The organism is Streptococcus caecimuris (assembly GCF_943193075.1).
GTDB classification, from domain to species: Bacteria; Bacillota; Bacilli; order Lactobacillales; family Streptococcaceae; genus Streptococcus; species Streptococcus caecimuris.
Genome location: NZ_CALPCT010000001.1, coordinates 101190 through 126979, shown reverse-complemented (window position 1 = coordinate 126979; position 25790 = coordinate 101190). Strand labels below are relative to the sequence as shown.

Sequence of the window (25790 nt, the reverse complement as noted above, 5' to 3'; positions counted from 1 at the left end):
GATGAAAGTTTTGAAACGATTATTATCTAGGATCACGCTTTATCCAACTGTCTTTCTTGCTGGCTTTATTTGCCTCTTACTAGCCACCATTTTTTCTGAATTGTCTCCCTTTCTTCTCCAAAAGATGATCGATGGGCCTTTGACCGCACTGATCCACGGTGGCGGGCAAGGGGACTTGCTTCAGATGGGAGGATTCTATCTCTTGGTCTTGAGCCTGGGGCAGCTGATTAGCTACATGGGCAATCGGATTTTACTGCATGGAAGTAACCAAGTAACCGCTAGTCTGAGGGACCAAGCCTTTCAAGTCATGCAAGGGCTGCCTATTTCTTATTTTGATGATAAGCCGGCTGGGAAGATCGCGACAAGAATTGTCAATGATACGGAGACCTTGCGGACCCAGTTTTATAACTCTTGTATGATTTTAGTCATCTATTTGGTACGCTTTCTCTTTATCCTAGGGATTCTCTTTTACCTGAGTCCTATGATGGGCCTTCTCTTGTGTTTGGTCTTTCCGATTTTCTATGGGATCCAGTATCTCTACAAGGTCATGACGGACCAGCCTATGAAGGATTTCTTTGATGCGAGAAGCGAGGTCAATACCCAGGTCAATGAACTCTTGCATGGTGCCAGTATGATTCAGCTCTATCATCAAGAGCCTGGTGTGGTGGAGGAGTTTGAAGCCACTACCCAGAAGATGTTAGGAGCCAATGATCGAATCCTCCTGGCCGATTCCATTGCTTCTTGGACCTTAACGGAATTGCTCAAGTTTTTAGTGATTGCGGGCATTTTGACCATCGCTGGGATTTCTTTCCTACAGGGCAATATCGGTGTGACGGCTGGTTTCTTATTTATCAATATTAACTATGTCATTAATCTATTTGATCTCATGGCCAATCTCAGTCGTCAATTTCCGAATATTCGGAGATCCTTAGAAACGGGGAGTCGCGTCCTTGCTTTCTTAGACCAACCTTTGGAGGCCGATGGTGCATCGGAACTGAAGATAGAAAAAGCTCAAGTCGTGTTTAACGATGTTCAATTTGCCTATGAAGAAGGCAAGCCAGTTCTGAGAGATATTGCCTTTCAGGCAAGTCCTGGGCAAACCATTGCTCTTGTGGGTCATACTGGATCGGGTAAGTCTTCGATTATGAACCTGCTCTATCGTTTTTATGATCCTCAAGAAGGAGCGATTTTGATCGATGGTCAAGATATTCGCCAAGTCTCTCGTGAGAGCTTACGCAGCCATATGGGGATTGTTCTACAGGATCCTTATCTATTTACAGGAACCATAGCTAGTAATGTGGCCATGAGTCAGGAACATATTGACCGGGAGGCGGTCCAAGACGCCTTGAAAAAAGTCGGGGCTTGGCCCTTTGTAGAGCGCCTTGAAAAGGGAATCGACCATCCAGTCGTAGAAAAAGGATCCGCCTTTTCAAGTGGTGAGCGCCAATTGATTTCCTTTGCGCGGACGCTCTATATGAATCCGCAAATTCTGATTTTGGATGAGGCAACCTCTCACATCGATACGGAAACAGAAGAAATCATCCAGAAGGCTATGGCAGTCCTGCAAAAGGGACGGACCACCTTTATCATTGCCCATCGCTTGTCCACTATCCAAGATGCGGATCAGATCTTAGTCTTATCTGAAGGACGCATTGTGGAACGTGGTAGACACGAGGAACTGGTCGCACAAGGCGGGATCTATGCCCAGATGAATGCCATCCAGCAAACAGTGGTGTAAGATTGTCCTGCAAAGAAAAAGATTGAAAACCAGCCTGTATCTAGTATATAGGCTGGTTTTATGCTATAATGAAGTGATAATAGTGAGGTGATCCAGATGTATATTGAAATGGTAGATGAGACTGGTCAAGTCTCTGACGAAATCTTAAAACAAACGCAAGAAATTTTAGAATTTGCTGCTCAAAAAATTGGGAAAGAAGACAAGGAAATGGCTGTGACTTTTGTAACCAATGAACGCAGTCATGAACTAAATCTTGAATACCGTGATACGGATCGCCCGACGGATGTCATCAGTTTAGAATACAAGCCAGAGATGGAGATTTCTTTTGACGAGGAAGACCTTGCAGAAAATCCAGAATTGGCAGAGATGATGGCTGAATTCGATACCTATATTGGGGAGCTCTTTATTTCAATTGACAAGGCGCGTGAGCAAGCCGAAGAATATGGCCACAGCTTTGAGCGCGAAATGGGATTTTTAGCAGTGCATGGTTTTCTTCACATCAATGGCTATGATCACTATACGCCGGAAGAAGAAAAGGAAATGTTTGGCTTACAGGAAGAGATTTTGACAGCCTATGGACTCACAAGACAATAAGCGAAAATGGAAAAATCGGGACTTCACTTCAAGCCTGGAGTTTGCGATAACAGGAATTTTTACTTCGATCAAGGAAGAGCGCAATATGCGCAAGCATGCCTTATCAGCCCTTGCAGCAATTCTTGCTGGTTTGGTATTTAGGATTTCTGCGACAGAATGGCTCTTTTTATTGCTCAGCATTACCTTGGTGATTGCTTTTGAGATTATGAATTCAGCCATTGAAAATGTGGTGGATTTAGCTAGTAACTACCATTTCTCCATGTTGGCAAAGAATGCCAAAGACATGGCGGCTGGAGCAGTCCTTGTCGTATCAGGTTTTGCCCTACTAACAGGACTGGTGATTTTTGTGCCCAAATTCTGGGCCTTGGTATTTGGATAAGAGGGAGCATGCCCTCGTGAAAGGATAATATGACATTTAAATCAGGTTTTGTAGCCATTTTAGGACGTCCCAATGTTGGGAAGTCAACTTTTTTGAACCACGTCATGGGGCAAAAGATTGCCATCATGAGTGACAAGGCGCAGACAACGCGCAATAAGATTATGGGGATTTATACGACGGATAAGGAACAGATCGTCTTTATCGATACCCCAGGGATTCACAAACCCAAGACAGCGCTTGGAGACTTCATGGTGGAGTCGGCCTATAGCACCCTTCGTGAAGTGGATACCGTTCTCTTTATGGTGCCAGCAGATGAGCCACGTGGGAAGGGCGATGACATGATCATCGAGCGCCTCAAGGCTGCTAAGGTGCCGGTTATTCTGGTGGTCAACAAGATCGACAAGGTGCACCCTGACCAACTCTTGGCGCAAATCGATGACTTCCGTAGTCAAATGGATTTCAAGGAAATCGTGCCGATTTCAGCCCTTCAAGGAAACAATGTTTCACGTTTGATTGATATTTTAAGTGAAAACTTAGAAGAAGGTTTCCAATATTTCCCTGCCGATCAAATCACCGATCACCCAGAGCGCTTCTTGGTCTCTGAAATGATCCGTGAAAAGGTTTTGCATTTGACGCGGGAAGAAATTCCCCACTCTGTTGCCGTAGTGGTGGATTCTATGAAGCGGGATGAAGAGACAGATAAAGTCCATATCCGAGCAACCATCATGGTCGAGCGCGATAGCCAAAAAGGGATTGTCATCGGAAAAGGCGGCGCCATGCTCAAGAAGATCGGAACCCTTGCACGCAAGGATATCGAACTCATGCTGGGGGATAAGGTCTTCCTAGAAACTTGGGTTAAGGTCAAGAAAAATTGGCGGGATAAGAAATTAGACCTAGCTGATTTCGGATACAACGAAAAAGAATATTAAGAAGAGGTGGGCAGAAGGCCTGCTTCTTGTTTTTGAAAGGAGTTCTATGCCTGAATTACCAGAAGTAGAGACGGTTCGACGCGGTCTTGAGAAATTAATTCTTGGGAAAACCATCCAGTCCGTGGAAGTAAAGTATCCAAAGATGATTCAGACGGATCTGGATACTTTTCGTCAAGATCTCCCAGGCCAAGAAATTCGGGTCATGGGGCGCCGTGGGAAATACCTTTTATTTTATCTGACGGATCTGGTCCTCATCTCGCATTTGCGGATGGAAGGCAAGTATTTCTTTTATCCAGACGAGGTTCCTCTTCGCAAGCATGCCCATGTCTTCTTTCATTTTACAGATGGTAGCACTCTGGTCTATGAAGATGTCCGCAAGTTTGGGACCATGGAAGTCATCATACCTGAGCTTGTCGACAGCTATTTTTTGGCGAAAAAGATTGGTCCAGAGCCAACGGAAGCGGATTTTAAAGAACCAGCCTTCCAAGCAGCTCTTAAAAAATCAAAGAAACCAATTAAATCAGCTCTTTTAGACCAAAAATTAGTGGCTGGTCTGGGCAATATCTATGTGGATGAGGTCCTTTATCGAGCCAAGGTTCATCCAGCCCGTTTGGGTCAAAGCCTGACTGCTAGAGAAGCCAAAGTAATCCGCAAAGAAACGATTGCTGTGCTTGCTCAAGCTGTTGAAAAGGGTGGCTCCACCATTCGCTCCTACAGCAATGCTTTTGGAGAAGACGGCACTATGCAGGAAGAACACCAGGTCTATGGAAAAACAGGCCAGCCGTGTTTGCGCTGCGGGACGCCGATTGAGAAAATTCAGCTGGGGGGACGTGGAACCCATTTTTGCCCTCACTGCCAAAAGGAGAACTAGATGGCGAGAATCATTGGATTAACAGGAGGGATTGCTTCAGGAAAGTCCACTGTCACCTCCTATTTGAGAGAAAAAGGCTATCCGGTAATTGATGCTGATCGAGTGGTCCATGACTTGCAAGCACCAGGAGGAGCTCTCTACCGTGTCTTAGTAGATCATTTTGGGAGAGAGATCCTTACCAAAGAAGGAGAGCTGGACCGCGTCGCTTTGGGTCAGCGGATCTTTTCAAATCCTAGTGAAAGAAACTGGTCCAATCGCGTCCAAGGCAGGCTTATTCGTGAGGCTCTAGCTGAGGTAAGAGATAGACAAGCTGCACAATCCGATCTCTTTTTTATGGATATTCCACTCTTAATCGAGCAAGGCTATGAAGAGTGGTTTGAATCTGTCTGGTTGGTAGCTGTCTCAAAAGAAACCCAGCTCAAACGCCTGATGGAACGCAACCACTTATCAGAACTGCAGGCCCAAGAACGCATTGCGTCTCAAATGCCGCTAGATGAAAAAAGCGCCCATGCAGATCTGGTCTTAGACAATAATGACGATCTAACGGCCCTCTATGCCCAATTAGATGCAGCCCTACAACAATTAGAAAGAAGATGATCTTATCACAAGAGAAATCAATTGGCGTAAAAATCTATATATTGCCTGGATCGGCTGCTTTTTCATCGGAGCCAGCCTTTCTTTAGTCGTTCCTTTTATGGCCCTCTTTGTGGAAGAGTTGGGTGTTACGGGCAAGGCTGTTCCCCTTTATGCTGGCATAGCCGTTGCGAGTTCTTCTGTGACCTCTGCGATCATGTCTCCCATCTGGGGGAGCTTAGCCGACCGCTATGGTCGAAAACCCATGATGCTTAGAGCCTCCATTGCCATGACACTGACCATGGGAGGCATTGCCTTTGTACCATCCGTCTTTTGGCTCTTGGTCCTACGCTTGCTCAATGGGGTCTTTTCAGGCTTTGTCCCCAATAGTACAGCCCTGATTGCCAGTCAAGTTCCAAAGGACCAATCTGGCTACGCTCTAGGGACTTTATCGACTGGTGTCGTGGCTGGAACCTTGATGGGGCCTTTGATTGGGGGACTCATTGCTGAAAATCTAGGCATGCGCAATGTCTTTCTCTTGGTCGGCTTCTTCTTATTTTTGGTTTCCCTCTTAACCTTCTGGGGCATTGAGGAAGACTATGAGCCCCTTCCAAAAGAAGAACAAAAATCCAGTTGGGAGTTGCTCATGTCCATTCAGCAAAAAGATATCCTCTTGGGACTCTTTTTGACCAGCATGACCATTCAAATGATCGCCCAATCTATTTCTCCGATCCTGCCTCTTTATGTGCGAGCTTTGGGACAAAGAGATAACCTGATCTTTGTATCGGGGATGATTGTTTCAGCTATGGGAGTCTCTAGTATGCTCTTTTCAGGTTGGATGGGAAAACTCGGAGACCGAATCGGGAATCACCGGCTCTTATTAATCGCCCTTCTCTATAGTGGCTGTCTCTATATCCTTTGTGCCCAAGCGCAATCACCCCTTCAATTAGGGATTTTACGCTTCCTCTTTGGGATCGGGACAGGAGCCCTACTACCTGGAGTTTCTGCATTATTGAATCGTTTAACCCCTCCTGAAGGGATTTCTCGGATCTTTAGCTACAACCAGCTCTTTTATTACTTAGGTGGTGTATTAGGGCCAATGATGGGGTCGAGTATTTTCATGCATTTTGGCTATCATTGGGTATTTTACGGTACAGCCCTTTTGGCTTTTACCGATTTGATGTTCCTCTTATTCTTATTTAGAAAGTATTTGAAAGTGAGAGACGTACGTGCGAATTAAAGTTCAATTGACCTGCACCAGCTGTGGGAGTCAGAATTATTTGACCAGTAAAAATACCAAAACCCATCCTGAAAAGATCGAGGTCTTGAAGTATTGTCCCAAGGAAAGAAAAGTAACCTTACATATTGAATCAAAATGATTTTCATGGTATAATAGTGAAGATTTTAAGGAGTTTTGAATATGAGCGGAGCATTAACAACTATTTTACTAGTATTATCAGTATTGATTATTATCGCAATTTTTATGCAACCAACAAAAAACCAATCGAGCAACGTCTTTGACGCAAGCTCAAATGACTTGTTTGAACGTTCAAAAGCGCGCGGGTTTGAAGCCGTGATGCAGCGTTTAACAGCTATTATGATCTTCTTTTGGTTATTGATCGCGATGATCTTAATGGTACTTTCTAGTAGATAAGATAGGCTCAGACAATGTCTTTGCCTATTTTTATTTTGTAAAACAAAGACACAAGTGGATAGAAAAAAGGAGGCTGGATAACCAGCAAATAAATCAATGAAAACAAGTATTAAAGAATATTTACAGGAGCATGACAAGGCCCAGATCAATGATCTGGCAGCAGCTCTAGGAAAGGAAGGGTCTAAGGATTTCCGTGACTTGGTCAAAACCATCTCTCTGATGGAACGCCGTCATGAGTTGAAATTCGAAGATGATGGCTCTCTTCGTTTGGCTCAAAAGAAGGCCCCAGCTATTACCCTCAAGGGGATCTTTCATGCGCATAAGAATGGCTTTGGCTTTGTCAGTTTAGAAGGCGAAGAAGAGGACCTCTTTGTTGGCCGAAATGATGTCAACCACGCTATCGATGGTGACACCGTTGAGATCGTCATTACCAAGGTGGCAGACCGAAACAAGGGAACGGCAGCAGAAGCTAAGATTATTGATGTCTTGGAGCATAGCATTAAAACGGTAGTTGGACAAATTGTCCTGGATGAGGAAAAGCCTAAATATGCCGGCTACATTCGTTCGAAAAATCAAAAGATCAGCCAGCTGATCTATGTGAAGAAGCCAGCCATCCAATTGGAAGGGACCGAAATCCTCAAGGTCGAAATTGATCAATACCCGAGCCGCAAGCACAATTATTTTGTGGCGACTGTGCGGGATGTGGTTGGTCATGTAACAGATCCAGGAATCGATGTCTTGGAAGTGTTAGAATCCATGGACATTGTCTCAGAATTTCCAGAAGAAGTGCTGAAAGAGGCTGAGAATGTTCCAGATGCACTGTCTGCAAAGGATTTAGAGGGACGCTTGGATCTGCGAGAGGAGATCACCTTTACCATCGACGGAGCAGATGCCAAGGACTTGGACGATGCGGTCCATATCAAGCTACTCAAGAACGGTAACTTTGAGCTGGGTGTTCACATTGCAGATGTCTCTTATTACGTTCAGGAAGGTTCAGCACTCGACAAGGAAGCTCTAAATCGTGCGACCTCTGTCTATGTGACCGACCGAGTAGTACCCATGTTACCAGAGCGTCTCTCCAATGGGATCTGTTCTTTAAATCCAAATGTGGACCGCCTGACCCAGTCTGCCATCATGGAGATTGATCCTCATGGCAAGGTCGTCAAGCACACCATTACCCAAACAGTGATCAATACGACCTTCCGAATGACCTATAGTGACGTCAATGATATCTTAGCAGGCGACGAAGAAAAGGCTCAAGAGTTTAAGAAAATTGTCCCAAGTATTCATCAAATGGCCACCCTGCATGGTATTCTAGAAAGCATGCGGATTCGCCGAGGAGCCCTCAATTTTGATACCAATGAGGCTAAAATCCTAGTCAATAAAGAAGGAAAACCGGTCGACATTGTCCTCCGTCAAAGAGGAATTGCGGAGCGGATGATTGAGTCCTTTATGCTGATTGCTAATGAGACAGTGGCGGAGCACTTTACACGAATGAAACTGCCATTCATCTACCGGATCCACGAAGATCCAAAGGCAGAAAAAGTACAGAAGTTTATCGATTATGCTTCTAGCTTTGGGATCCAGATCTACGGAACGGCTAGTGACATGAGCCAAGAAGCCCTGCAAGAAATTATGCGCAAGGTTGAAGGAGAACCTTATGCAGATGTCCTTTCGATGATGTTGTTGCGCTCGATGCAACAGGCCCGTTACTCAGAGCACAACCATGGCCACTATGGGCTTGCTGCGGAGTATTATACCCATTTTACTAGTCCCATCCGCCGGTATCCGGACTTGATGGTTCATCGAATGGTGCGCGAATACGGTAAATCCCAAGAAGTGGCAGAACACTTTGAACAAGTCCTTCCAGACATTGCCAGCCAATCCTCTAGTCGAGAGCGCCGGGCTATTGACGCCGAGCGCGAAGTAGAGGCTATGAAAAAGGCCGAATATATGGAAGACTATGTTGGGGAAGAGTACGATGCCGTGGTTTCCAGTGTAGTGAAATTTGGCCTCTTTGTGGAGTTGCCAAATACAGTCGAAGGGTTGATCCATATTACTAATCTTCCTGAATTCTACCATTTTAATGAACGGGATCTAACCCTTCGCGGGGAGAAATCGGGGGTGACTTTCCGTGTCGGTCAGCAAATCCGGATCAAGGTCGAAAGAGCTGACAAGATGACCGGAGAGATTGATTTCTCTTATATTCCAAGTGAATGGGATATCGTTGAAAAAGGCCTCAAGGCTAAAGGACGTGACCGAGATGGCAATCGCAGGGATCGCAGACGCAAAGACAAAAAAGTTTCTAAGGGTTCAACCGTTAGAAGAGATGACAAACGGAAAGATTCTTCATCTAAATCCAAAAAGAAAAAAGGGAAGAAACCATTTTACAAGGAAGTAGCAAAGAAAGGAGCCAACCATGGCAAAGGGCGAAGGAAAGGTAGTCGCACAAAATAAAAAGGCGAGACATGACTACACCATCGTGGATACAATAGAAGCAGGGATGGTGCTGACAGGTACAGAGATCAAAAGTGTCCGTGCAGCACGCATTAACTTGAAAGATGGTTTTGCACAAGTTAAAAATGGAGAAGTTTGGCTCAGCAACGTCCATATTGCCCCTTATGAGGAAGGCAATATCTGGAACCAAGATCCAGACCGTCGTCGCAAGCTTCTTCTTCATAAAAAGCAAATCCAAAAGCTGGACCAAGAAACCAAAGGGACAGGAATGACCCTGGTGCCTTTAAAGGTCTATCTCAAGGATGGCTATGCCAAATTGCTTTTGGGACTCGCTAAAGGGAAACATGATTATGACAAGCGTGAATCCATCAAACGTCGGGAACAAAACCTCGACATCGCGCGGGTCATGAAACAATACAATACACGTTAAACTAAAAAGGCAATTCTGAAACTTGTTTCAGAATTGCTTTTTTCTCGGATAGGGGCCTTTTTTCTAACTTGTAAAAAGGGGCTTTTTCCTGTATGATAAGGGTACTGAAAGAATAAGGAGAAGCCACATGACACAAAAATTGATCGCTTACAAGCGCATGCCTATCTGGACCAAGGATACCATGCCAGAAGCTCTTCAAAGAAAGCACAATACCAAGGTAGGAACCTGGGGGAAGATTACGGTTCTAAAAGGTCAGTTAAGATTTATTGAATTGACAGCAGAGGGAGAAGAAATCGCCAGCCACCTTTTTGAAGCAGGAGCAGAGAACCCCATGGCCGAGCCCCAGGCCTGGCACCGAGTCGAAGCGGCGACTGATGATGTGGAGTGGTACTTAGAATTTTACTGTGAGCCAAAAGACTATTTTCCTAAAAAGTACAATACCAACCCTGTCCATTCAGAGGTGCTAGAAGCAGTGGGAATTGTCCCAGCTGGAAAGGCGCTGGATCTAGGATGTGGGCAAGGACGCAATGCTCTCTTTTTGGCCCAACATGGCTTTGATGTGACAGCAGTAGATCAAAATGAATTGGCTCTTGAGATCTTACAAAGTATTGTCGCTGAGGAAGATATGGACATGCCAGTAGGACTTTATGATATCAATGCTGCTGCACTCACCAAAAACTATGATTTCATCGTGTCAACTGTGGTCCTTATGTTTTTAGAGGCAGAGCGGATCCCAGCGATCATTCGCAATATGCAAGAGCATACCAACCCAGGTGGCTACAATCTCATTGTCTGTGCCATGGATACAGAAGATTATCCTTGTCAGATGCCCTTCTCGTTTACCTTTAAAGAAGGAGAATTGGCGGAGTATTACAAGGATTGGGAATTGGTCAAATACAATGAAAATCCTGGCCACCTCCATCGTCGAGATGAGAATGGAAATCGAATTCAACTTCGATTTGCAACCATGTTGGCAAAGAAAAAATAAAGAAAAAGCAGGATGTTAAGATCCTGCCTTCAGATTGAAGACAAAGTCATATAAAAAACTTTCCTTAGGTGAGTACGGACGTCAGCGAACTTCTTCGAAGTTCCAAGACTTAGTTTTGAGCCTAGGGTCTCAAAACTCCCGAGTGCCTGAAACGTTATTGTTTCAGGCACTTTTCTCACAGCGGAAAGTTTCGGTATTTTCTTGAATCGATTTAAAAATTGGAATTCATTTTTATTTTTTTTGCAAAATCGCTTAACTTATTTTACTTTAAAGTAGTTTGTCTACATTCTAAAAGCAGGATGTTAGGATCCTGCCTTTTTGCTTTCTTACAAACAAGTTGAACAAGGTGATTAGTTCTTTTTTCATTTGCCAAAAGAAAGACCTTCTCCAGAAGGGTAGGAAAAGGTTGGGGGATTTAGTTCCAGCTAGCAAAGTCGCAGACACTGAGAATGATCGTTCCAATTTCAATGGGGTCCTCTTTCGCACCCGATTCTAACCAGGTAACAATTACAGATTCGATCGTAGCGATGAAAATTTCTAGACCATACTTGTATGGAACTTGAAAGTCTGAAATGATGTGTTCTTTAGCGTGGGGAGTATCGTCCAGTGCATGAAGGGTAAAACTTCTTACCAATTTACTAAAGTCCGAGCAACAGGATTGTGACAATGCATATATAAAATCATAATTCTCTTTAATAGCGGTCAACACATTGAGAAAGTTTACCTTGACAGGACTTCCTTCAACGAAGAGGCTATCCAATTCTTGCATCATGTCCATTTTCATTTGCTCAAACATGTCGTATTTATCGACATAATGCAGATAGAAGGTCCCGCGGTTAATTCCAGCGGTTTCGGTTAATTGTCGAATAGTGATGCTTTCAAAAGGTTGTTGCAAGAGCAGTTTCGAGAGTGCATTCCGTAAGTCTGACTTGGTTGTTGTTTGTCTTTGGCGTACCATATGTTCCTTTCTATAGTTGTATAAATCTGTTTCTATTTGTTTGAAGTTGAAATAATTTATAGGTTAAATAATTTCACGACACTAACAAATAGCATTATACTCCAAAAATATAAATTAAACAATAATTCTAATTTTTGTACAGATAACGAAAAGTGTACAAAAATTTTACAAATTTATGTATGACGGGCATTGACAAGATTTTGTGAAAATCTCACAATAATTAGTGATTTAAATTAATTCCCTCCTAAAAAAATGGTCAGGAAATTTTTAGGAAAAGGAGGAACAAGATAGAGTGACGAACAAAAACCAGCACGATTTAAAGTGCTGGTTTCTTTATTTGATAAAAGTCGTCACAATCAAATTGAAATTCAAGATGGTTAAGACAATCGCAACGAGGTAGCCTAAGAAAGTATTCCATTTCGCATTGACATGCTCTCCCATGATTTCTTTGTTGGAGGTGAAATAAACCAGAGGGAAGATAGAAAAAGGAAGAGCCGCTGATAGGAAGACTTGAGAATAAACCAGAAGGTCATCGAGGACATGTTCTTGGTCACCGAATAAAATTGCGACAATGATAACGGGAAGGAGGGCAATGATCCGAGTCATGAGACGCACCACCCATTGTGGTAGTCTAAATCGCAAGAAACCTTCCATAACGATTTGACCGGTTAGGGTCCCAGTAATGGTTGAATTTTGACCACTAGCTAACAAAGCGATGGCAAAGAGAGTGGACAAGAAAGGACTTGCGATGGCACCGGCAATATGATTATCTTTGAGGGCATTATACATGCTAGAGAAAGCACCGATCTTATCTCCGTGACCAAAGAAGAGGGCTGCTCCAAGAATCAAGAGGAGGGAGTTGACGACGAAGGCCAAACTCAATTCAATATTTGAATCCCAGGTCATAAAGCGCACTGCCCGTTTGATATCTGCTGGATCTTTGTAGTCCACCTTTCGCGTTTGCGAAATGGAAGAGTGGAGATAGAGGTTGTGGGGCATTACTGTTGCCCCGATGATTCCAAGCGCCAAGGTTAAGGCTTCATTTCCTTTTGGAAGTCCAATTCCTAGCACCTCTTTTTGAGGGAGGAAGCCAGCGAAGATTCCTCCGATATCTGGTTTCGATAGGAAAACCAGATAGCCAAAAATTGCAAGGATCGTGAGGATCAAGGTTGATACGATGGCCTCGATCTTTCGAAATCCTAGATGCATGAGTCCTAGTAATAGGAAGACATCAAAGATAGTGATCAGGATAGAAAAGAGCAAGGGCCAGCCAAAAAGAAGGTGGAGGGCAATCCCTGATCCGATGACTTCTGCTAAATCTGTCGCCATCAAGGCAAGCTCGATCACAATCCAAAGGGTATAGCGAAGCCATTTTGGCAAATGATGGGCGGTTGTTTGGGCCAGATCCTTACGATGGACAATCCCTAGTTTACCAGCCATTTGTTGCAACTGCATGGCGATTAAAGACGAGAGAAGAACCACTGATAAGAGGAGGTAGCGGTATTGGGCCCCTCCAACGACACTAGTAATCCAGTTTCCCGGATCCATATAGCCGACAGCTACTAGACTTCCTGGCCCTGAAAAGAGCAGGAGAGTCTTCCAAAAAGGGATCCCTTTTGGCACGTCAATAGATTGGTTGATTTCTTGAAGTGATTTCCTTTCAAACTGTTGTAAACTCATGATGAGCCTTCTTTCTAAGAATAAATCAAATTTCTCTCTAATTATAGCATAAAATTTATAATAGTTCATGATAATGAGGAAGAATCACTATTGGTGATGCCTCGATTTCTTTGTAATCTATACGAAAAGGACTATAATATAGATAGGAAATAGGAGGGAGGAGAGAAAAAATGGCCTACATCGAAATGCAGCACTGTTACAAGCGATACACTAGTGGAGAAACGGAGATTCTCGCTAATCAGGATGTTTCTTTTGAGATTGAAAAAGGCGAATTGGTCATTATTTTAGGGGCGTCAGGAGCTGGAAAATCAACAGTTCTCAATATCTTAGGAGGGATGGACACGAATGACGAAGGACAGGTCCTGATTGATGGGGTGGATATTTCTAAGCTCAATTCCCATCAACGAACGGATTATCGACGAGATGATGTTGGTTTTGTCTTTCAATTTTATAATTTGGTCCCTAATTTGACAGCTAAGGAGAATGTTGAGTTGGCTTCAGAAATTGTTTCTGATGCTCTGGATCCGGAAGCTGTTTTAAGAGAAGTAGGACTTGGCAATCGTCTTCATAACTTTCCTGCCCAATTGTCAGGCGGCGAGCAACAACGGGTGGCGATTGCTCGGGCAGTGGCGAAAAATCCTAAAATCCTCCTTTGTGATGAGCCGACGGGAGCCTTAGATTACCAGACGGGTAAGCAAGTATTGGGGATTTTACAGGATATGTCTCGAAAAAAGGGAGCGACGGTCATCATCGTAACCCATAATGCTGCCCTAGCTCCGATTGCAGACCGTGTGATTCGCATGCATGACGCCAAGGTCAAGTCGGTAGAAATCAATGAGCTTCCTCAAGATATTGCTACGCTAGAATATTAGAAGAGGTGGTAGCATGAAACGAAAAGTCTATTGGAAGGATCTATTTGCTTCCTTTACACATTCAAAAGGACGTTTTCTCTCCATCTTAACCTTGATGTTATTGGGAAGCTTGGCCTTGGTTGGCTTAAAGGTGACTACTCCAAATATGCACCGAACGGCTAACCAGTTTATTCAGCAACAAAAGATGCTAGATCTTGCTGTCATGGGGGACTTGGGATTAGACCAGGCAGACCAAGAGGAGCTTTTAGGAGTCAAAGGGGCGCGTGTCGAATTTGGTTCACTGCTGGATTTGACAGTGAAAGGAACAGGAGAGGCAATTCGACTGTTTTCTGCCCCAAAAAGTCTTTCTTTCTTTCGTGTGACCAAGGGGCGCCTGCCCCAAAAAGAAGGGGAACTGGCCCTAGCAAGTTTTTGGGAGGATCGCTATCAGATAGGGGATACCCTCACACTTGAAGAAAAGGCTGGAACGCGCTCTAGTTTAAAGCGAAAGCAATTCACCATTGTTGGTTTTGTTCAATCCTCTGAGATGTGGTCTCAAAAGAATTTAGGCACTGCCATGAGTGGTAGTGGAAATCTAGATGCCTATGCACTAGTTTCAAAAGAGGTCTTTACGACTAAACTTCCCGCGATGGCGCGGATCCAGTTTGATGATCTGAAGTCTTTAGATTCTTTTTCGCAAGTCTACCAAAAAGGGCTCAAAGCTCATCAAGAAGAGTTAGAAAAACTTCTGAAAGACAATGGAAAGGCTCGCTATCAAAGACTCAAGCAGGAGGCGGATGGGCAGATTCAAAAAGGCCAGAAAGAACTCAGTCGTGCCAAGGAAACCCTCCAGTCAGCTAAAAATCAGATCGATCAGGCTCAAAAACAATTAGACTTGCAGGAGGCCCAGTTCAAGAAATTAGCTCCATTTCTGCCAGCTAAAGAGCAAGTAGCCAGTCAAGAAAAGCTCCATCAAGCCAAAGAACAACTGGATCAGAAAAAGAAGGACTGGACTGCAGGTGAATCGGAGCTCGCAAAAAAAGAGGAGGAGCTGAAAAAAGCTCAAAGGGAGCGAGATCAACTGGAAATCCCAACTTATCATGTCTATGACCGCAAGACCATGCCAGGTGGACAAGGTTACCTGATGTATAGCAATGCCAGTAGTAGTATCTCTGCTGTTGGAAATATTTTTCCGGTCGTTCTTTATCTGGTAGCAGCCATGGTGACCTTTACCACGATGACCCGCTTTGTCGATGAAGAGCGGACCAATGCAGGCGTTTTTAAGGCGCTGGGCTATCGTACCAAGGACATCATTCTCAAATTTGTCCTCTATGGATTCTTTGCAGGGACGATCGGGACCCTTCTAGGAACCTTGCTGGGCCATTATTTCCTATCGGGAATCATTTCCAATATTATTACGCAAGGGATGGTGATTGGAGAGAGCAGAGAGTATTTTTATGGCGATATGACTCTGATTGCGCTAGGACTGTCTTTTGTCGCGAGTGTGCTTCCGGCTTACTGGGTTTCTCGCAAGGAATTAAAAGAAGAAGCCAATCTTTTATTGCTTCCTAAACCACCGGTATCCGGTTCGAGGATTTTCCTGGAGCGTCTCCATTTTATTTGGAGGCGTCTGAGTTTCACCCACAAGGTCACTGCTCGTAATCTCTTTCGTTACAAACAACGGATGCTGATGACCATTTTTGGAGTGGCAGGTTCTGTTGCTCTTCTCTTCGCAGGGCTAGGGATTCAATCTTCTGTAGGAGGGGTTCCCAAACGCCAATTTCAAGAGATCCTATCATATGAGTTGATTGTAGCCAAAAAAACGAATGCATCAAGCCAAGAAAGCAAGGAACTAACCAATCGTCTGGAAAAATCAGATATCAAAGATTATCGAGCCATCTATAGTAAGGTCATCGAAGCATCTTTAAAGGGTGGACGCGACAAGCAGACCATTACGATGATGGTAACGGATCGTACAGATTTTTCTCCCTTTATCAGCTTACGTTCTCTCAAGCAAGGAGAGCCCTTGTCTCTCAAGAAAGGGGTCATCATCAGTAGTAAGCTAGCACAACTAGCCCGGGTTACAGTCGGTGATCGACTGACCTTAGATGGTCACACTTTTAAGGTAGCAGGAATCACTGAAAATTATGTCGGCCATTTTATCTATATGGATCAGGCAAGTTACCAAAAAATCTACGGAAAGCGGACTTCAGCAAATAGCTATTTGGTGCAGTTGAGAAATCCTTCTACACGACAAGTGCAGGCTGTCAGTCGGGACATGATGGAACTTGCAGCTGTGAAGGCGGTTAGTCAGAATGCTTCGATGATTTCCCTCTTTCATTCAGTTGCCAAATCTTTGGACACCACTATGATGATTCTAGTAGTCGTATCGATCTTGCTAGCCATCGTGATCTTGTATAATTTAACCAATATCAATGTGGCAGAGCGGATCCGTGAATTATCGACCATTAAGGTCTTAGGATTCCATAATAAGGAAGTGACGCTCTATATTTACCGCGAAACCATCTTATTGTCTATCATAGGGATCCTCATGGGATTAGTGGGTGGTTATTATCTTCATCAATTCCTCATTGCTATGATTGCACCAGATGCCATTCTCTTTTACCCTAAAGTCGGACTTGGCATTTTCCTCTTCCCTGTCGGAGGAATGCTCCTTCTCTTGATCCTGTTAGGAATTTATGTTGACCATTATCTTCGAAAAGTAGACATGCTCGAAGCCCTCAAATCAGTAGACTAAGATACAAAGCCGTTAAGCAACTCTTTGGAAAAAGATAAATCCAACGACGAAGCGTCCGCTTCTAGCCTGAGTTTTCATTTCTGGTAGCATGGAATGTTCATAAAACTTTCACCTTTGGGTGGAAGTTTTTCTTCTCTTTGTTATAATGGAGAGAAGGAGAAGATCATGACTAAAATTGCTTTACTTTCAGATATTCATGGAAATACGACAGCATTGGAAGCTGTCCTAGAGGATAGTCGAAAAGCCAAGGTGGATGAATATTGGCTCTTGGGAGATAGTTTGATGCCAGGGACGGGGAGACGGGCCCTCTTGGAGCTGTTAGAGGAGTTACCGATTACGGTAAAAGTCCTTGGAAACTGGGAAGATAGTCTTTGGCGGGCTATGAGGGGGATGTTGGATGAGACCAGACCCAGTCATCGCTACCTCATGCGCCAGTGTCAATATATTCTTGAAGAAATCACGCCCCAGGAAATTGAAGACATGCAGAAAACGCCCATGCAGGTCCATAGAGAAATCGCAGGTTTAAAGATCGGCATCACCCACCACTTACCTGATAAGAATTGGGGTCGCGAATTGATCCACATTGGTGAGCAGAAGGATTTTGATCGCTTGGTGACAAACCCGTCTTGTGATATTGCAGTCTACGGACACATTCACCAGCAGTTTTTCCGTTACGGGACAGGAGGAGAACTGATCATCAATCCTGGGTCGATCGGTCAACCTTTCTTTTTGGAAAAGAATCTTCGCAAGGATCTTCGGGCCATGTATGCTATTCTTGAATTTGATCAAATGGGGCTAAAAGATGTCGATTTTAGACGGGTGGACTATGATGTCCAAAAAGAATTGCAACTCGCAAAAGACCTCCATCTTCCTTATTACCAAGTGTATTATGAAAGTTTGGTCAATGGCATTCATCATACCCACAATCATGAGCTCCTTCATGAGATTGAGCAGAGAGAAGGTCATGATCGAGAAATCGATGCTTGGCTAGAAGACTTCTTCCAATAGTGTAACTGTTGACATTACAACTAAAAAGAGTATAATAGGAATAACGAAAGTCGTCCCTTGACGGTTGTTCAATAGACTCTACCTTCAAAACGGGTAGAAAGGAGTGAAGTTATGCAAATTTCGAGTCGCTTTACCATTGGGACTCATGTCTTGATCATGATTGCTCTACAAGGAGAAAAAACAAAAGTAACCAGTGATTTTTTGGCAGGAAGTGTTGGTGTCAACCCTGTTATTATTCGAAAGACCTTGTCTCAGTTGAAGAAAGCAGGATTGATCCATGTAGCGCGTGGGACAGGCGGAGCTGAGCTCGCAAAAGCAGCCGATGAGATCAGCCTGCTGGATATCTATCAAGCAGTAGAATGCTTAGGTTCGACAGGTCAATTATTTGGTTTTCATGACAATCCGAATCCAGCCTGCCCAATTGGCCACAATATCCATAATGTTTTAGATGGAAAGCTTGAGGACATTCAGACTGCTATGGAAAAAGAAATGTCCCAAACCACTTTAAAAGACGTCGTAGAAGATACGCAGAAAAGAATGAAACTCGAATCGGTTTCATAAGAAAAAAGAGAGTGGGAAAGAAATCGGTAATTCGTTAGAATTCGATTTCGTCGTCCCACCTCCGCACAGTTGAGTAGGGCTGTAAAAGCTGATGAAATCAGCGTAGTAGAGCCCACTCAACCACTGCGTCTTGCTCGACAATCCAAAGATAATTAAGAGGCTAGGACTTTTGTCCCAGCCTCATTTTTTATAGTTATTAACGAAACAAGATGTTTGTTATATATTGAAACGACTAAAGGATTAGTCAAAGTAAAGTAAGTCTTTGCTGGTTTCAGTGAAGAGTCCAAATCCGTCTTTTGTGACGTACCCACAATCTTCGATACGAACACCGACTTTACCTGGAATATAGATTCCTGGTTCGACTGAGAAGCACATGCCTTCTTCAAGCACCATGTCATTTCCTTCCATAATAGAAGGGAATTCATGCACGTCCATTCCGATACCGTGTCCGAGGCGGTGGTTGAAGTACTCACCATAGCCAGCTTTTTCAATGACGCTCCGTGCAGCACGGTCGACGTCGTGTGCTGTTACACCTGGTTTGATCATGTCAATGGCTGCTTGTTGAGCTTCTAACGTCAAGTGGTAGATTTCTTTTTTGAAATCATCAGGTTTTCCAACAGCAACAGTACGAGTCATATCAGACGCATAACCATTCACCATACAGCCAAGGTCAAAGAGCAAGAGGGCATCGTTTTCGACTTTGTTGCTTCCAGGAATTCCGTGTGGGTTAGCTGCATTATTTCCAGTCAAGACCATGGTTTCAAAGCTCATTTCATAACCCAAGCGTTTGATACCAAAGTCGATTTCTGCTACGATATCAGTTTCTGTTTTATCCAGTGAGATGGCGTCGAATCCCATATTGACAGCCTTATCTGCATATTGACCAGCCACCAACATTTTTTGGATCTCATCAGCAGATTTGATCAAGCGCATCCGGTTAATCCGTGGTGTCAAGTTGGTGAATTGAGCCTTTTCAAAGACAGTACGTAAGCCATTGAATTTGGTCAGGATCAAGTTATCATATTCAAGTGCAACGGTTTTAGCATCTGGTTTTGCGATAGCCCCTTTAATCTTTTCCCAAGGGTTTTCAGAATCCACATAGCCAACCACTTGGAAATCGACAACTGCAGTCGCCCGTTCCACTTCAAGTGCAGGAACGAAGAGAAGTGGTTCGTGGTCAGTGTAGACGAACAAGAAGAGTTGACGTTCGTGGGGATCACTGTAAAATCCAGTCAGGTAATTGATGGTGACAGGATCGGATACAACAGCGACATCTGTTTTTTCAGTTTCAAGAAAATCGACGATTTGATCTAATTTAGACATAATGCTACCTTCTTTCTATGGATCTATTTTGTCAAATTTTCCCCAAAAAAGCAAGAGTTTACAAAATTTTACCAAAATGCTTGAAAGTGTTTACAATAAGTGATAAAATAGGATTAATTAGAGAGTGAAAACGAAATTTTCAACAATGAAAGGAAATCTTATGAATACAGACGATACAGTAACAATTTATGATGTCGCCCGTGAAGCAGGGGTTTCAATGGCAACCGTTAGTCGTGTAGTAAATGGGAATAAAAACGTTAAAGAAAATACACGTAAAAAAGTTTTAGAAGTGATCGAACGCTTGGATTACCGTCCAAATGCTGTTGCGCGTGGTCTTGCCAGCAAGAAAACCACAACAGTCGGTGTTGTGATTCCAAACATCACGAACAGCTATTTCTCTACATTGGCTAAGGGGATCGATGACATTGCTGAAATGTACAAGTACAATATTGTTCTTGCAAATAGCGATGAAGACGATGACAAAGAAGTTTCAGTGGTAAACAACCTCTTTTCAAAACAAGTGGATGGGATCATTTTCATGGGCTATCATTTGACAGAAAAGATTCGCTCAGAATTTTCACGCTCTCGGACGCCAGTTGTCCTTGCTGGGACAGTGGATGTTGAACACCAATTACCAAGTGTCAATATTGACTACAAGCAAGCAACCGTTGATGCTGTTACACAGTTGGCAAAACACAACAAGAAAATTGCTTTTGTAAGCGGCCCATTGGTGGATGATATCAATGGAAAAATCCGTTTGGCGGGCTACAAAGAAGCTTTGAAAGCGAAAAAATTGAGCTATAGCGAAGGACTTGTCTTTGAATCCAAGTACCGTTACGATGAAGGTTACAACTTGGCAGAACGCATCATTGCGTCAAAAGCAACAGCTGCTTTTGTGACAGGGGATGAATTGGCTGCAGGTCTCTTGAACGGCTTGTCTGATCACGGTATCAAAGTACCAGAAGACTTTGAAATTATCACCAGCGATGATTCACAAGTCACTCGTTACACGCGTCCAAATCTATCAACGATTGGCCAACCCTTGTATGACCTTGGTGCGATCAGTATGCGCATGTTGACTAAGATCATGCACAAAGAAGAGTTGGAAGAACGCGAAGTACTGTTGTCTCATACGATCAACCAACGTGGAACGACCAAAAAATAAGGATTAGTAGACTAGAGTCTCGACTTGGGAAGACGTGTCTACTAGTCTGAGAGGCTAGAACAGAACTGTTCTAGCCTCTTTTTTATACTGCAAACAGGTAGAGACTTGCTGGGCACTCTTTATTTCGGTATAATAGAAGGTATGAAAGTTTTACTGTATTTAGAAGGAAAATCCGTATTACAAAAATCAGGAATTGGTCGAGCCTTGCAGCATCAAATGCATGCGCTTGATTTGGCTGGGATTCCGTATACGACAGATATTTTAGGAGAGTATGATGTGGTGCATATCAATACCTATGGCCCACGGAGTTTCCTTTTGCTCCATGCAGCAAAGCGTCGTGGAAAGAAAGTCATCATGCATGGCCATTCAACTCGTGAGGATTTTGAAAATTCCTTTATCGGGTCTAACTTTTTTGCGCCCTTGTTTGGAAAGTATTTGGCTCACATGTACCAAAAGGCAGACTATGTGATCACGCCATCTGAGTATTCTAAACACCTGATTCAGTCTTATGGGGTGACTACACCGATTATCGCGGTTTCCAATGGAATTGATTTGGAAAAATACAAGAAGGATCCGAAAAAAGAAGAAGTCTTTCGCAAGCATTTTAATATCCAAGAAGGCCAAAAGGTTGTCATCTGTGCAGGGCTTTATTTTAAACGTAAAGGAATTGAAGATTTCGTAGAAGTGGCCCGTCGCATGCCGGATGTGCGCTTTATCTGGCTAGGTTCTATCAACAAATGGATCATTCCGCGTAAGATTCGTCGTATCGTGGAAAAGGATCATCCGAGTAATGTGGAATTCCCTGGCTACTTCAAGGGAGCGGTCTTCCAAGGGGCCATGACGGGTTCAGATGCTTTCTTCTTCCCATCTTATGAAGAAACAGAAGGAATCGTTGTTTTGGAGGCCTTGGCCAGTCATCAGCACACGGTCTTGCGGGATATTCCCGTATACAATGGCTGGATTGACGAGACGTCATCTGAATTGTGCCATAATGTAGACGAATTTGTGGATTCCTTGAACAAGGTCTTGAACGGACAAGTAGACAAGCGGGAGGCAGGCTACAAGGTTGCTGAAAGTCGTTCGATCGACTTAGTGGCTTATCAATTGGTCGAAGCCTATCAAACAGTTTTGGAGATGTAAGATGCGTGTAGGGTTATTTACAGATACCTATTTCCCGCAAGTTTCGGGAGTGGCGACCAGTATTCGGACGCTCAAAACAGAATTAGAAAAATTGGGTCACACGGTCTTTATCTTTACGACAACGGATAAAGATGTGAACCGCTATGAAGATTGGCAGATCATTCGGATTCCAAGTGTGCCTTTCTTCGCCTTTAAGGACCGCCGCGTTGCTTACCGTGGATTCTCAAAGGCGCTTGCCATTGCCAAGCAATACCAGCTTGATATTATCCATACCCAGACTGAGTTTTCACTGGGCCTTTTGGGAGTGTGGATTGGACGCGAGTTGCGGATTCCAGTTATTCATACCTATCATACCCAGTATGAGGACTATGTCCGCTATATTGCAAGAGGCATGGTCATTCGCCCAAGTATGGTCAAATACATTGTGAGAAGTTATATGAATGATCTGGACGGCGTGATCTGTCCTAGTGAGATCGTCTATGACTTGCTCCAAAAGTACAAGGTCAAGGCAGAAAAACGCATTATTCCGACAGGAATTGATTTGGCCAAGTTTGACCGACCAGAAATCACTCCGACAGAGACAGCTGCTCTTCGTGAAAAATATGAAGTCGCAGAAGATGAAACGCTTTTATTGAGCCTGTCGCGGGTCTCTTATGAAAAGAACATCCAGGCTGTTATCGCGGCCCTTCCTGATGTCCTCAAGGTCAATCCAAAAGTTAAGTTGATCGTGGCTGGAGATGGTCCTTATTTGGATGATTTGAAAAAACAAGCGGTGAAACTGGGGATTTCAGATGCGGTTGTCTTTACAGGGATGATCCCACCAAATGAGACAGCTCTCTACTATAAAGCGGCTGACTTCTTTATTTCAGCTTCAACGAGTGAGACGCAAGGGTTGACCTATTTAGAGAGTATTGCAAGTGGTACCCCGATCATCGCTCATGGCAATCCTTATCTCGATCATGTGATTGATGATCCTATGTTTGGAAAGCTCTTTTATGAAGAGAGCGATCTGGCGCAAGCGATTCTTGAAGCGATTGACGAGATGCCCGCAATCGATGAGACCAAGTGGGCAGAAAAGATTGATGATATTTCTGCAGCAACCTTTGGCCGTCGGGTCTACGAATTTTACTTGGATAAAATCATCTCTAAAGACTTCTCAAATGATTTGAATCCTGAGCAAAGTCGGGTCAAGCGGATGTCTAAGACCATTGTGAAAATCCCGACCAAGGTGATTGCTCTTCCGGTCAATGGATCTGTGAAGATGATGAAGGCTTCGGTCAAACAAGTAAAGAAAATCCGTAAAATCACGCATTTCTTTGATTGAAAATGAAACTTTTTCTTGCAAAATTTTTCAATCGTGCTATAATAACTGACAGAGACATATCAAATCTAGGAAATCTGATAGAGAGCGCGTGGGGCTGGAAATCGCGTAGAGGATAGGTTTGGGACTACTCGTGATTCTTTTATGCAAACATAAAACGGTGGCTACGTTAGAGCCAATCAGAGGTGTCCCTCTTTTTTGAGGAACATAAATGAAGGTGGAACCACGTTGCGACGTCCTTTCGAGGAGGTCGCTTTTTTGATTTCTTAATGAGGAAATCAAAAGGAGAGATGATTCCAATGTTCAAAGACACCTCCCACCCATTTAGCTACTAAAAACTTTATAAGGAGAAAATCATGATTAAGATTACTTTCCCAGATGGCGCTGTTCGTGAATTCGAATCTGGCGTTACTACTTTTGAAATTGCCCAATCTATCAGCAATTCTTTGGCTAAAAAAGCTCTTGCTGGTAAATTCAACGGCAAATTGATTGACACAACTCGTGCCATCACCGAAGATGGAAGCATTGAAATCGTGACACCTGATCACGAAGATGCTCTTCCAATCTTGCGTCACTCAGCGGCACACTTGTTTGCCCAAGCAGCTCGTCGCCTCTTCCCAGATATTCACTTGGGTGTCGGTCCAGCGATCGAAGATGGTTTCTACTACGATACAGACAACCAAGCTGGTCAAATTTCTAATGAAGACCTTCCTCGTATCGAAGAAGAAATGAAGAAAATCGTGAAAGAAAACTTCCCATCTATCCGTGAAGAAGTTACCAAGGATGAAGCGCGTGAAATCTTCAAAAATGATCCCTACAAATTGGAATTGATTGAAGAACACTCAGAAGACGAAGGTGGGTTGACCATCTACCGTCAAGGTGAATACGTTGACCTTTGCCGTGGCCCACACGTCCCATCAACTGGTCGCATCCAAATCTTCCACCTTCTGAACGTTGCTGGTGCTTACTGGCGTGGGAATAGCGACAATGCGATGATGCAACGGATCTATGGTACAGCTTGGTTTGACAAGAAAGACTTGAAGAACTACCTTCAAATGCGTGAAGAAGCTAAGGAACGTGACCACCGTAAACTTGGTAAAGAGCTTGACCTCTTCATGATTTCTCAAGAAGTTGGTCAAGGTCTTCCATTCTGGTTGCCAAATGGTGCGACCATCCGTCGTGAGTTGGAACGCTACATCGTTGATAAAGAAGTAGCAGCAGGCTACCAACACGTCTACACTCCACCAATTGCTTCTGTAGAACTTTATAAAACTTCAGGTCACTGGGATCACTACCGCGAAGACATGTTCCCACCAATGGATATGGGGGATGGAGAAGAGTTTGTTCTTCGTCCAATGAACTGCCCTCACCACATTGAAGTCTACAAACACCATGTGCATTCTTACCGTGAATTGCCAATCCGTATCGCTGAAATTGGTATGATGCACCGTTATGAAAAATCAGGTGCTTTGACTGGTCTTCAACGTGTCCGTGAAATGTCTCTGAATGATGGTCATACTTTTGTGGCTCCAGAACAAATCGAGGAAGAATTCAAGAAGATCCTTCAATTGATCATCGATGTGTATGAAGACTTTAACTTGACGGATTACCGTTTCCGCTTGTCTTATCGTGATCCTGAAGACAAACACAAATACTTTGACAACGATGAAATGTGGGAAAATGCGCAACGCATGTTGAAAGCAGCCGTTGATGATATGGGTGTTGAGTACTATGAAGCTGAAGGAGAAGCAGCCTTCTACGGACCAAAATTGGATATCCAAGTGAAAACAGCTCTTGGTAAAGAAGAAACTCTTTCAACTATCCAATTGGACTTCTTGCTTCCAGAACGCTTTGATCTTCATTACATCGGAGCAGACGGAGAAGAACACCGTCCAGTCATGATCCACCGTGGGGTTATCTCAACGATGGAACGCTTTACTGCGATCTTGATTGAAAACTACAAGGGAGCTTTCCCAACCTGGCTTGCTCCTCACCAAGTAACCCTTATCCCAGTATCGAACGAAAAACACGTGGACTATGCTTGGGAAGTGGCTAAGAAACTTCGTGACTGTGGTGTTCGTGCAGATGTGGATGAACGCAATGAAAAAATGCAGTTCAAGATCCGTGCTTCACAAACTCAAAAAATTCCTTACCAATTGATTGTTGGTGACAAGGAAATGGAAGACAAGGCTGTAAACGTACGTCGTTATGGTCAAAAAGAAACAGAAACCATGTCAGTGGATGCATTTGTAGAATTGATTCTTGCAGATATTGCAAATAAATCCCGTGTTGAGAAATAAACCATTTAACCTAGAACAAAATCTCAGCCACCTAAAAAGCAACAACTGAAATAGTTGTTGCTTTTTTACATTTTGATTAAGCTGAGCTAGTAGTGATCTGTCAAACCACCAC

23 protein-coding genes are annotated in these 25790 nt (G+C 43.7%); 20 read left to right on the top strand and 3 right to left on the bottom strand.

Annotated elements, in window-relative coordinates:
* Window position 1 precedes the first annotated feature (1 nt).
* From tetB(46) to tehB, 12 genes are all read left to right on the top strand, one after another.
* Window positions 2-1738 (top strand): tetracycline efflux ABC transporter Tet(46) subunit B, encoded by a 1737-nt coding sequence (gene tetB(46) / locus NFR56_RS00600; protein ID WP_251457050.1) that lies wholly within the window; start codon window positions 2-4, stop codon window positions 1736-1738.
* Between the two features lie 96 nt (window positions 1739-1834).
* Window positions 1835-2332 (top strand): rRNA maturation RNase YbeY, encoded by a 498-nt coding sequence (gene ybeY, locus NFR56_RS00595; protein ID WP_003005431.1) that lies wholly within the window; start codon window positions 1835-1837, stop codon window positions 2330-2332.
* Entirely contained in the window at window positions 2313-2711 is a 399-nt protein-coding gene (locus NFR56_RS00590; protein WP_021153635.1) for a diacylglycerol kinase family protein, read from the top strand. The genes ybeY and NFR56_RS00590 overlap by 20 nt, the downstream gene beginning before the upstream one ends.
* Before the next feature lie 29 nt (window positions 2712-2740).
* Window positions 2741-3640, top strand: coding sequence for a GTPase Era (era, locus tag NFR56_RS00585; protein ID WP_003004993.1), 900 nt, complete (start codon window positions 2741-2743; stop codon window positions 3638-3640).
* 46 nt (window positions 3641-3686) lie between these two features.
* Window positions 3687-4511, top strand: a complete 825-nt coding sequence (gene mutM, locus NFR56_RS00580) for a DNA-formamidopyrimidine glycosylase (RefSeq protein WP_251457046.1) — start codon at window positions 3687-3689, stop codon at window positions 4509-4511.
* On the top strand, window positions 4512-5108 hold the full coding sequence (coaE, locus tag NFR56_RS00575) for a dephospho-CoA kinase (RefSeq protein WP_023918753.1): 597 nt from the start codon (window positions 4512-4514) through the stop codon (window positions 5106-5108).
* 16 nt (window positions 5109-5124) lie between these two features.
* Window positions 5125-6324 carry a multidrug efflux MFS transporter gene (locus NFR56_RS00570; protein ID WP_277612641.1) on the top strand — a complete coding sequence of 400 codons (1200 nt, stop codon included), beginning with the start codon at window positions 5125-5127 and terminating at the stop codon, window positions 6322-6324.
* A complete protein-coding gene (gene rpmG, locus NFR56_RS00565) occupies window positions 6314-6463 on the top strand; it encodes a 50S ribosomal protein L33 (protein WP_003005699.1) in 150 nt (49 codons plus the stop codon). The genes NFR56_RS00570 and rpmG overlap by 11 nt, the downstream gene beginning before the upstream one ends.
* A gap of 41 nt (window positions 6464-6504) precedes the next feature.
* Complete coding sequence (gene secG, locus NFR56_RS00560) at window positions 6505-6738, top strand: preprotein translocase subunit SecG (RefSeq protein WP_003008189.1); 234 nt, start codon at window positions 6505-6507, stop codon at window positions 6736-6738.
* 96 nt (window positions 6739-6834) lie between these two features.
* Window positions 6835-9195 (top strand): ribonuclease R, encoded by a 2361-nt coding sequence (gene rnr / locus NFR56_RS00555; RefSeq protein ID WP_251457043.1) that lies wholly within the window; start codon window positions 6835-6837, stop codon window positions 9193-9195.
* Window positions 9158-9625 (top strand): SsrA-binding protein SmpB, encoded by a 468-nt coding sequence (smpB, locus tag NFR56_RS00550; RefSeq protein ID WP_251457040.1) that lies wholly within the window; start codon window positions 9158-9160, stop codon window positions 9623-9625. The genes rnr and smpB overlap by 38 nt, the downstream gene beginning before the upstream one ends.
* A gap of 127 nt (window positions 9626-9752) precedes the next feature.
* Window positions 9753-10613, top strand: coding sequence for an SAM-dependent methyltransferase TehB (gene tehB / locus NFR56_RS00545; protein ID WP_031576430.1), 861 nt, complete (start codon window positions 9753-9755; stop codon window positions 10611-10613).
* Window positions 10614-11028: 415 nt separating this feature from the next.
* Here the strand turns inward: tehB and NFR56_RS00540 are convergent, their stop codons facing one another.
* Window positions 11029-11571: a TetR/AcrR family transcriptional regulator gene (locus tag NFR56_RS00540; RefSeq protein WP_195529768.1), complete on the bottom strand. Its 543-nt coding sequence runs from the start codon at window positions 11569-11571 to the stop codon at window positions 11029-11031.
* A 333-nt stretch (window positions 11572-11904) separates the two neighbouring features.
* Entirely contained in the window at window positions 11905-13251 is a 1347-nt protein-coding gene (locus tag NFR56_RS00535; protein WP_003013089.1) for an Nramp family divalent metal transporter, read from the bottom strand.
* A 170-nt stretch (window positions 13252-13421) separates the two neighbouring features.
* On the opposite strand from NFR56_RS00535, the gene NFR56_RS00530 reads away from it, so the two are divergent.
* The 4 genes from NFR56_RS00530 (at window position 13422) to NFR56_RS00515 (ending at window position 18429) form a co-directional block, all read left to right on the top strand.
* Window positions 13422-14123, top strand: coding sequence for an ABC transporter ATP-binding protein (locus NFR56_RS00530; RefSeq protein ID WP_251457037.1), 702 nt, complete (start codon window positions 13422-13424; stop codon window positions 14121-14123).
* 13 nt (window positions 14124-14136) lie between these two features.
* A complete protein-coding gene (locus NFR56_RS00525) occupies window positions 14137-16860 on the top strand; it encodes an FtsX-like permease family protein (protein WP_251457034.1) in 2724 nt (907 codons plus the stop codon).
* A 165-nt stretch (window positions 16861-17025) separates the two neighbouring features.
* Window positions 17026-17868 (top strand): metallophosphoesterase family protein, encoded by an 843-nt coding sequence (locus NFR56_RS00520; RefSeq protein WP_070595241.1) that lies wholly within the window; start codon window positions 17026-17028, stop codon window positions 17866-17868.
* Between the two features lie 111 nt (window positions 17869-17979).
* Entirely contained in the window at window positions 17980-18429 is a 450-nt protein-coding gene (locus NFR56_RS00515; RefSeq protein WP_031576605.1) for an Rrf2 family transcriptional regulator, read from the top strand.
* Between the two features lie 240 nt (window positions 18430-18669).
* Here NFR56_RS00515 and NFR56_RS00510 read toward each other — a convergent pair whose 3' ends face one another.
* Complete coding sequence (locus tag NFR56_RS00510; RefSeq protein ID WP_070595239.1) at window positions 18670-19752, bottom strand: M24 family metallopeptidase; 1083 nt, start codon at window positions 19750-19752, stop codon at window positions 18670-18672.
* 160 nt (window positions 19753-19912) lie between these two features.
* Between NFR56_RS00510 and ccpA the strand changes: the two genes are divergently transcribed.
* From ccpA to thrS, 4 genes are all read left to right on the top strand, one after another.
* Window positions 19913-20917: a catabolite control protein A gene (gene ccpA / locus NFR56_RS00505; RefSeq protein ID WP_045759706.1), complete on the top strand. Its 1005-nt coding sequence runs from the start codon at window positions 19913-19915 to the stop codon at window positions 20915-20917.
* A 141-nt stretch (window positions 20918-21058) separates the two neighbouring features.
* Window positions 21059-22057, top strand: a complete 999-nt coding sequence (locus NFR56_RS00500; protein ID WP_251457031.1) for an LTA glycolipid anchor biosynthesis glycosyltransferase, IagA/BgsA family — start codon at window positions 21059-21061, stop codon at window positions 22055-22057.
* Between the two features lies 1 nt (window position 22058).
* The gene (locus NFR56_RS00495) at window positions 22059-23381 is read left to right on the top strand and encodes a glycosyltransferase family 4 protein (protein ID WP_070595236.1); all 1323 of its coding nucleotides are present in this window, start codon (window positions 22059-22061) and stop codon (window positions 23379-23381) included.
* 353 nt (window positions 23382-23734) lie between these two features.
* Window positions 23735-25678 (top strand): threonine--tRNA ligase, encoded by a 1944-nt coding sequence (thrS, locus tag NFR56_RS00490; protein ID WP_134974121.1) that lies wholly within the window; start codon window positions 23735-23737, stop codon window positions 25676-25678.
* Window positions 25679-25790 lie beyond the last annotated feature (112 nt).

Bases quoted from the DNA above. Each gene is read 5' to 3' on its own strand.
- ybeY (WP_003005431.1), top strand. From the start codon at position 1,835: ATGTATATTGAAATGGTAGATGAGACTGGTCAAGTCTCTGACGAAATC.
- NFR56_RS00590 (WP_021153635.1), top strand. From the start codon at position 2,313: ATGGACTCACAAGACAATAAGCGAAAATGGAAAAATCGGGACTTCACT.
- era (WP_003004993.1), top strand. From the start codon at position 2,741: ATGACATTTAAATCAGGTTTTGTAGCCATTTTAGGACGTCCCAATGTT.
- mutM (WP_251457046.1), top strand. From the start codon at position 3,687: ATGCCTGAATTACCAGAAGTAGAGACGGTTCGACGCGGTCTTGAGAAA.
- coaE (WP_023918753.1), top strand. From the start codon at position 4,512: ATGGCGAGAATCATTGGATTAACAGGAGGGATTGCTTCAGGAAAGTCC.
- secG (WP_003008189.1), top strand. From the start codon at position 6,505: ATGAGCGGAGCATTAACAACTATTTTACTAGTATTATCAGTATTGATT.
- rnr (WP_251457043.1), top strand. From the start codon at position 6,835: ATGAAAACAAGTATTAAAGAATATTTACAGGAGCATGACAAGGCCCAG.
- smpB (WP_251457040.1), top strand. From the start codon at position 9,158: ATGGCAAAGGGCGAAGGAAAGGTAGTCGCACAAAATAAAAAGGCGAGA.
- tehB (WP_031576430.1), top strand. From the start codon at position 9,753: ATGACACAAAAATTGATCGCTTACAAGCGCATGCCTATCTGGACCAAG.
- NFR56_RS00540 (WP_195529768.1), bottom strand. From the start codon at position 11,571: ATGGTACGCCAAAGACAAACAACAACCAAGTCAGACTTACGGAATGCA.
- NFR56_RS00535 (WP_003013089.1), bottom strand. From the start codon at position 13,251: ATGAGTTTACAACAGTTTGAAAGGAAATCACTTCAAGAAATCAACCAA.
- NFR56_RS00530 (WP_251457037.1), top strand. From the start codon at position 13,422: ATGGCCTACATCGAAATGCAGCACTGTTACAAGCGATACACTAGTGGA.
- NFR56_RS00525 (WP_251457034.1), top strand. From the start codon at position 14,137: ATGAAACGAAAAGTCTATTGGAAGGATCTATTTGCTTCCTTTACACAT.
- NFR56_RS00520 (WP_070595241.1), top strand. From the start codon at position 17,026: ATGACTAAAATTGCTTTACTTTCAGATATTCATGGAAATACGACAGCA.
- NFR56_RS00515 (WP_031576605.1), top strand. From the start codon at position 17,980: ATGCAAATTTCGAGTCGCTTTACCATTGGGACTCATGTCTTGATCATG.
- NFR56_RS00510 (WP_070595239.1), bottom strand. From the start codon at position 19,752: ATGTCTAAATTAGATCAAATCGTCGATTTTCTTGAAACTGAAAAAACA.
- ccpA (WP_045759706.1), top strand. From the start codon at position 19,913: ATGAATACAGACGATACAGTAACAATTTATGATGTCGCCCGTGAAGCA.
- NFR56_RS00500 (WP_251457031.1), top strand. From the start codon at position 21,059: ATGAAAGTTTTACTGTATTTAGAAGGAAAATCCGTATTACAAAAATCA.
- NFR56_RS00495 (WP_070595236.1), top strand. From the start codon at position 22,059: ATGCGTGTAGGGTTATTTACAGATACCTATTTCCCGCAAGTTTCGGGA.
- thrS (WP_134974121.1), top strand. From the start codon at position 23,735: ATGATTAAGATTACTTTCCCAGATGGCGCTGTTCGTGAATTCGAATCT.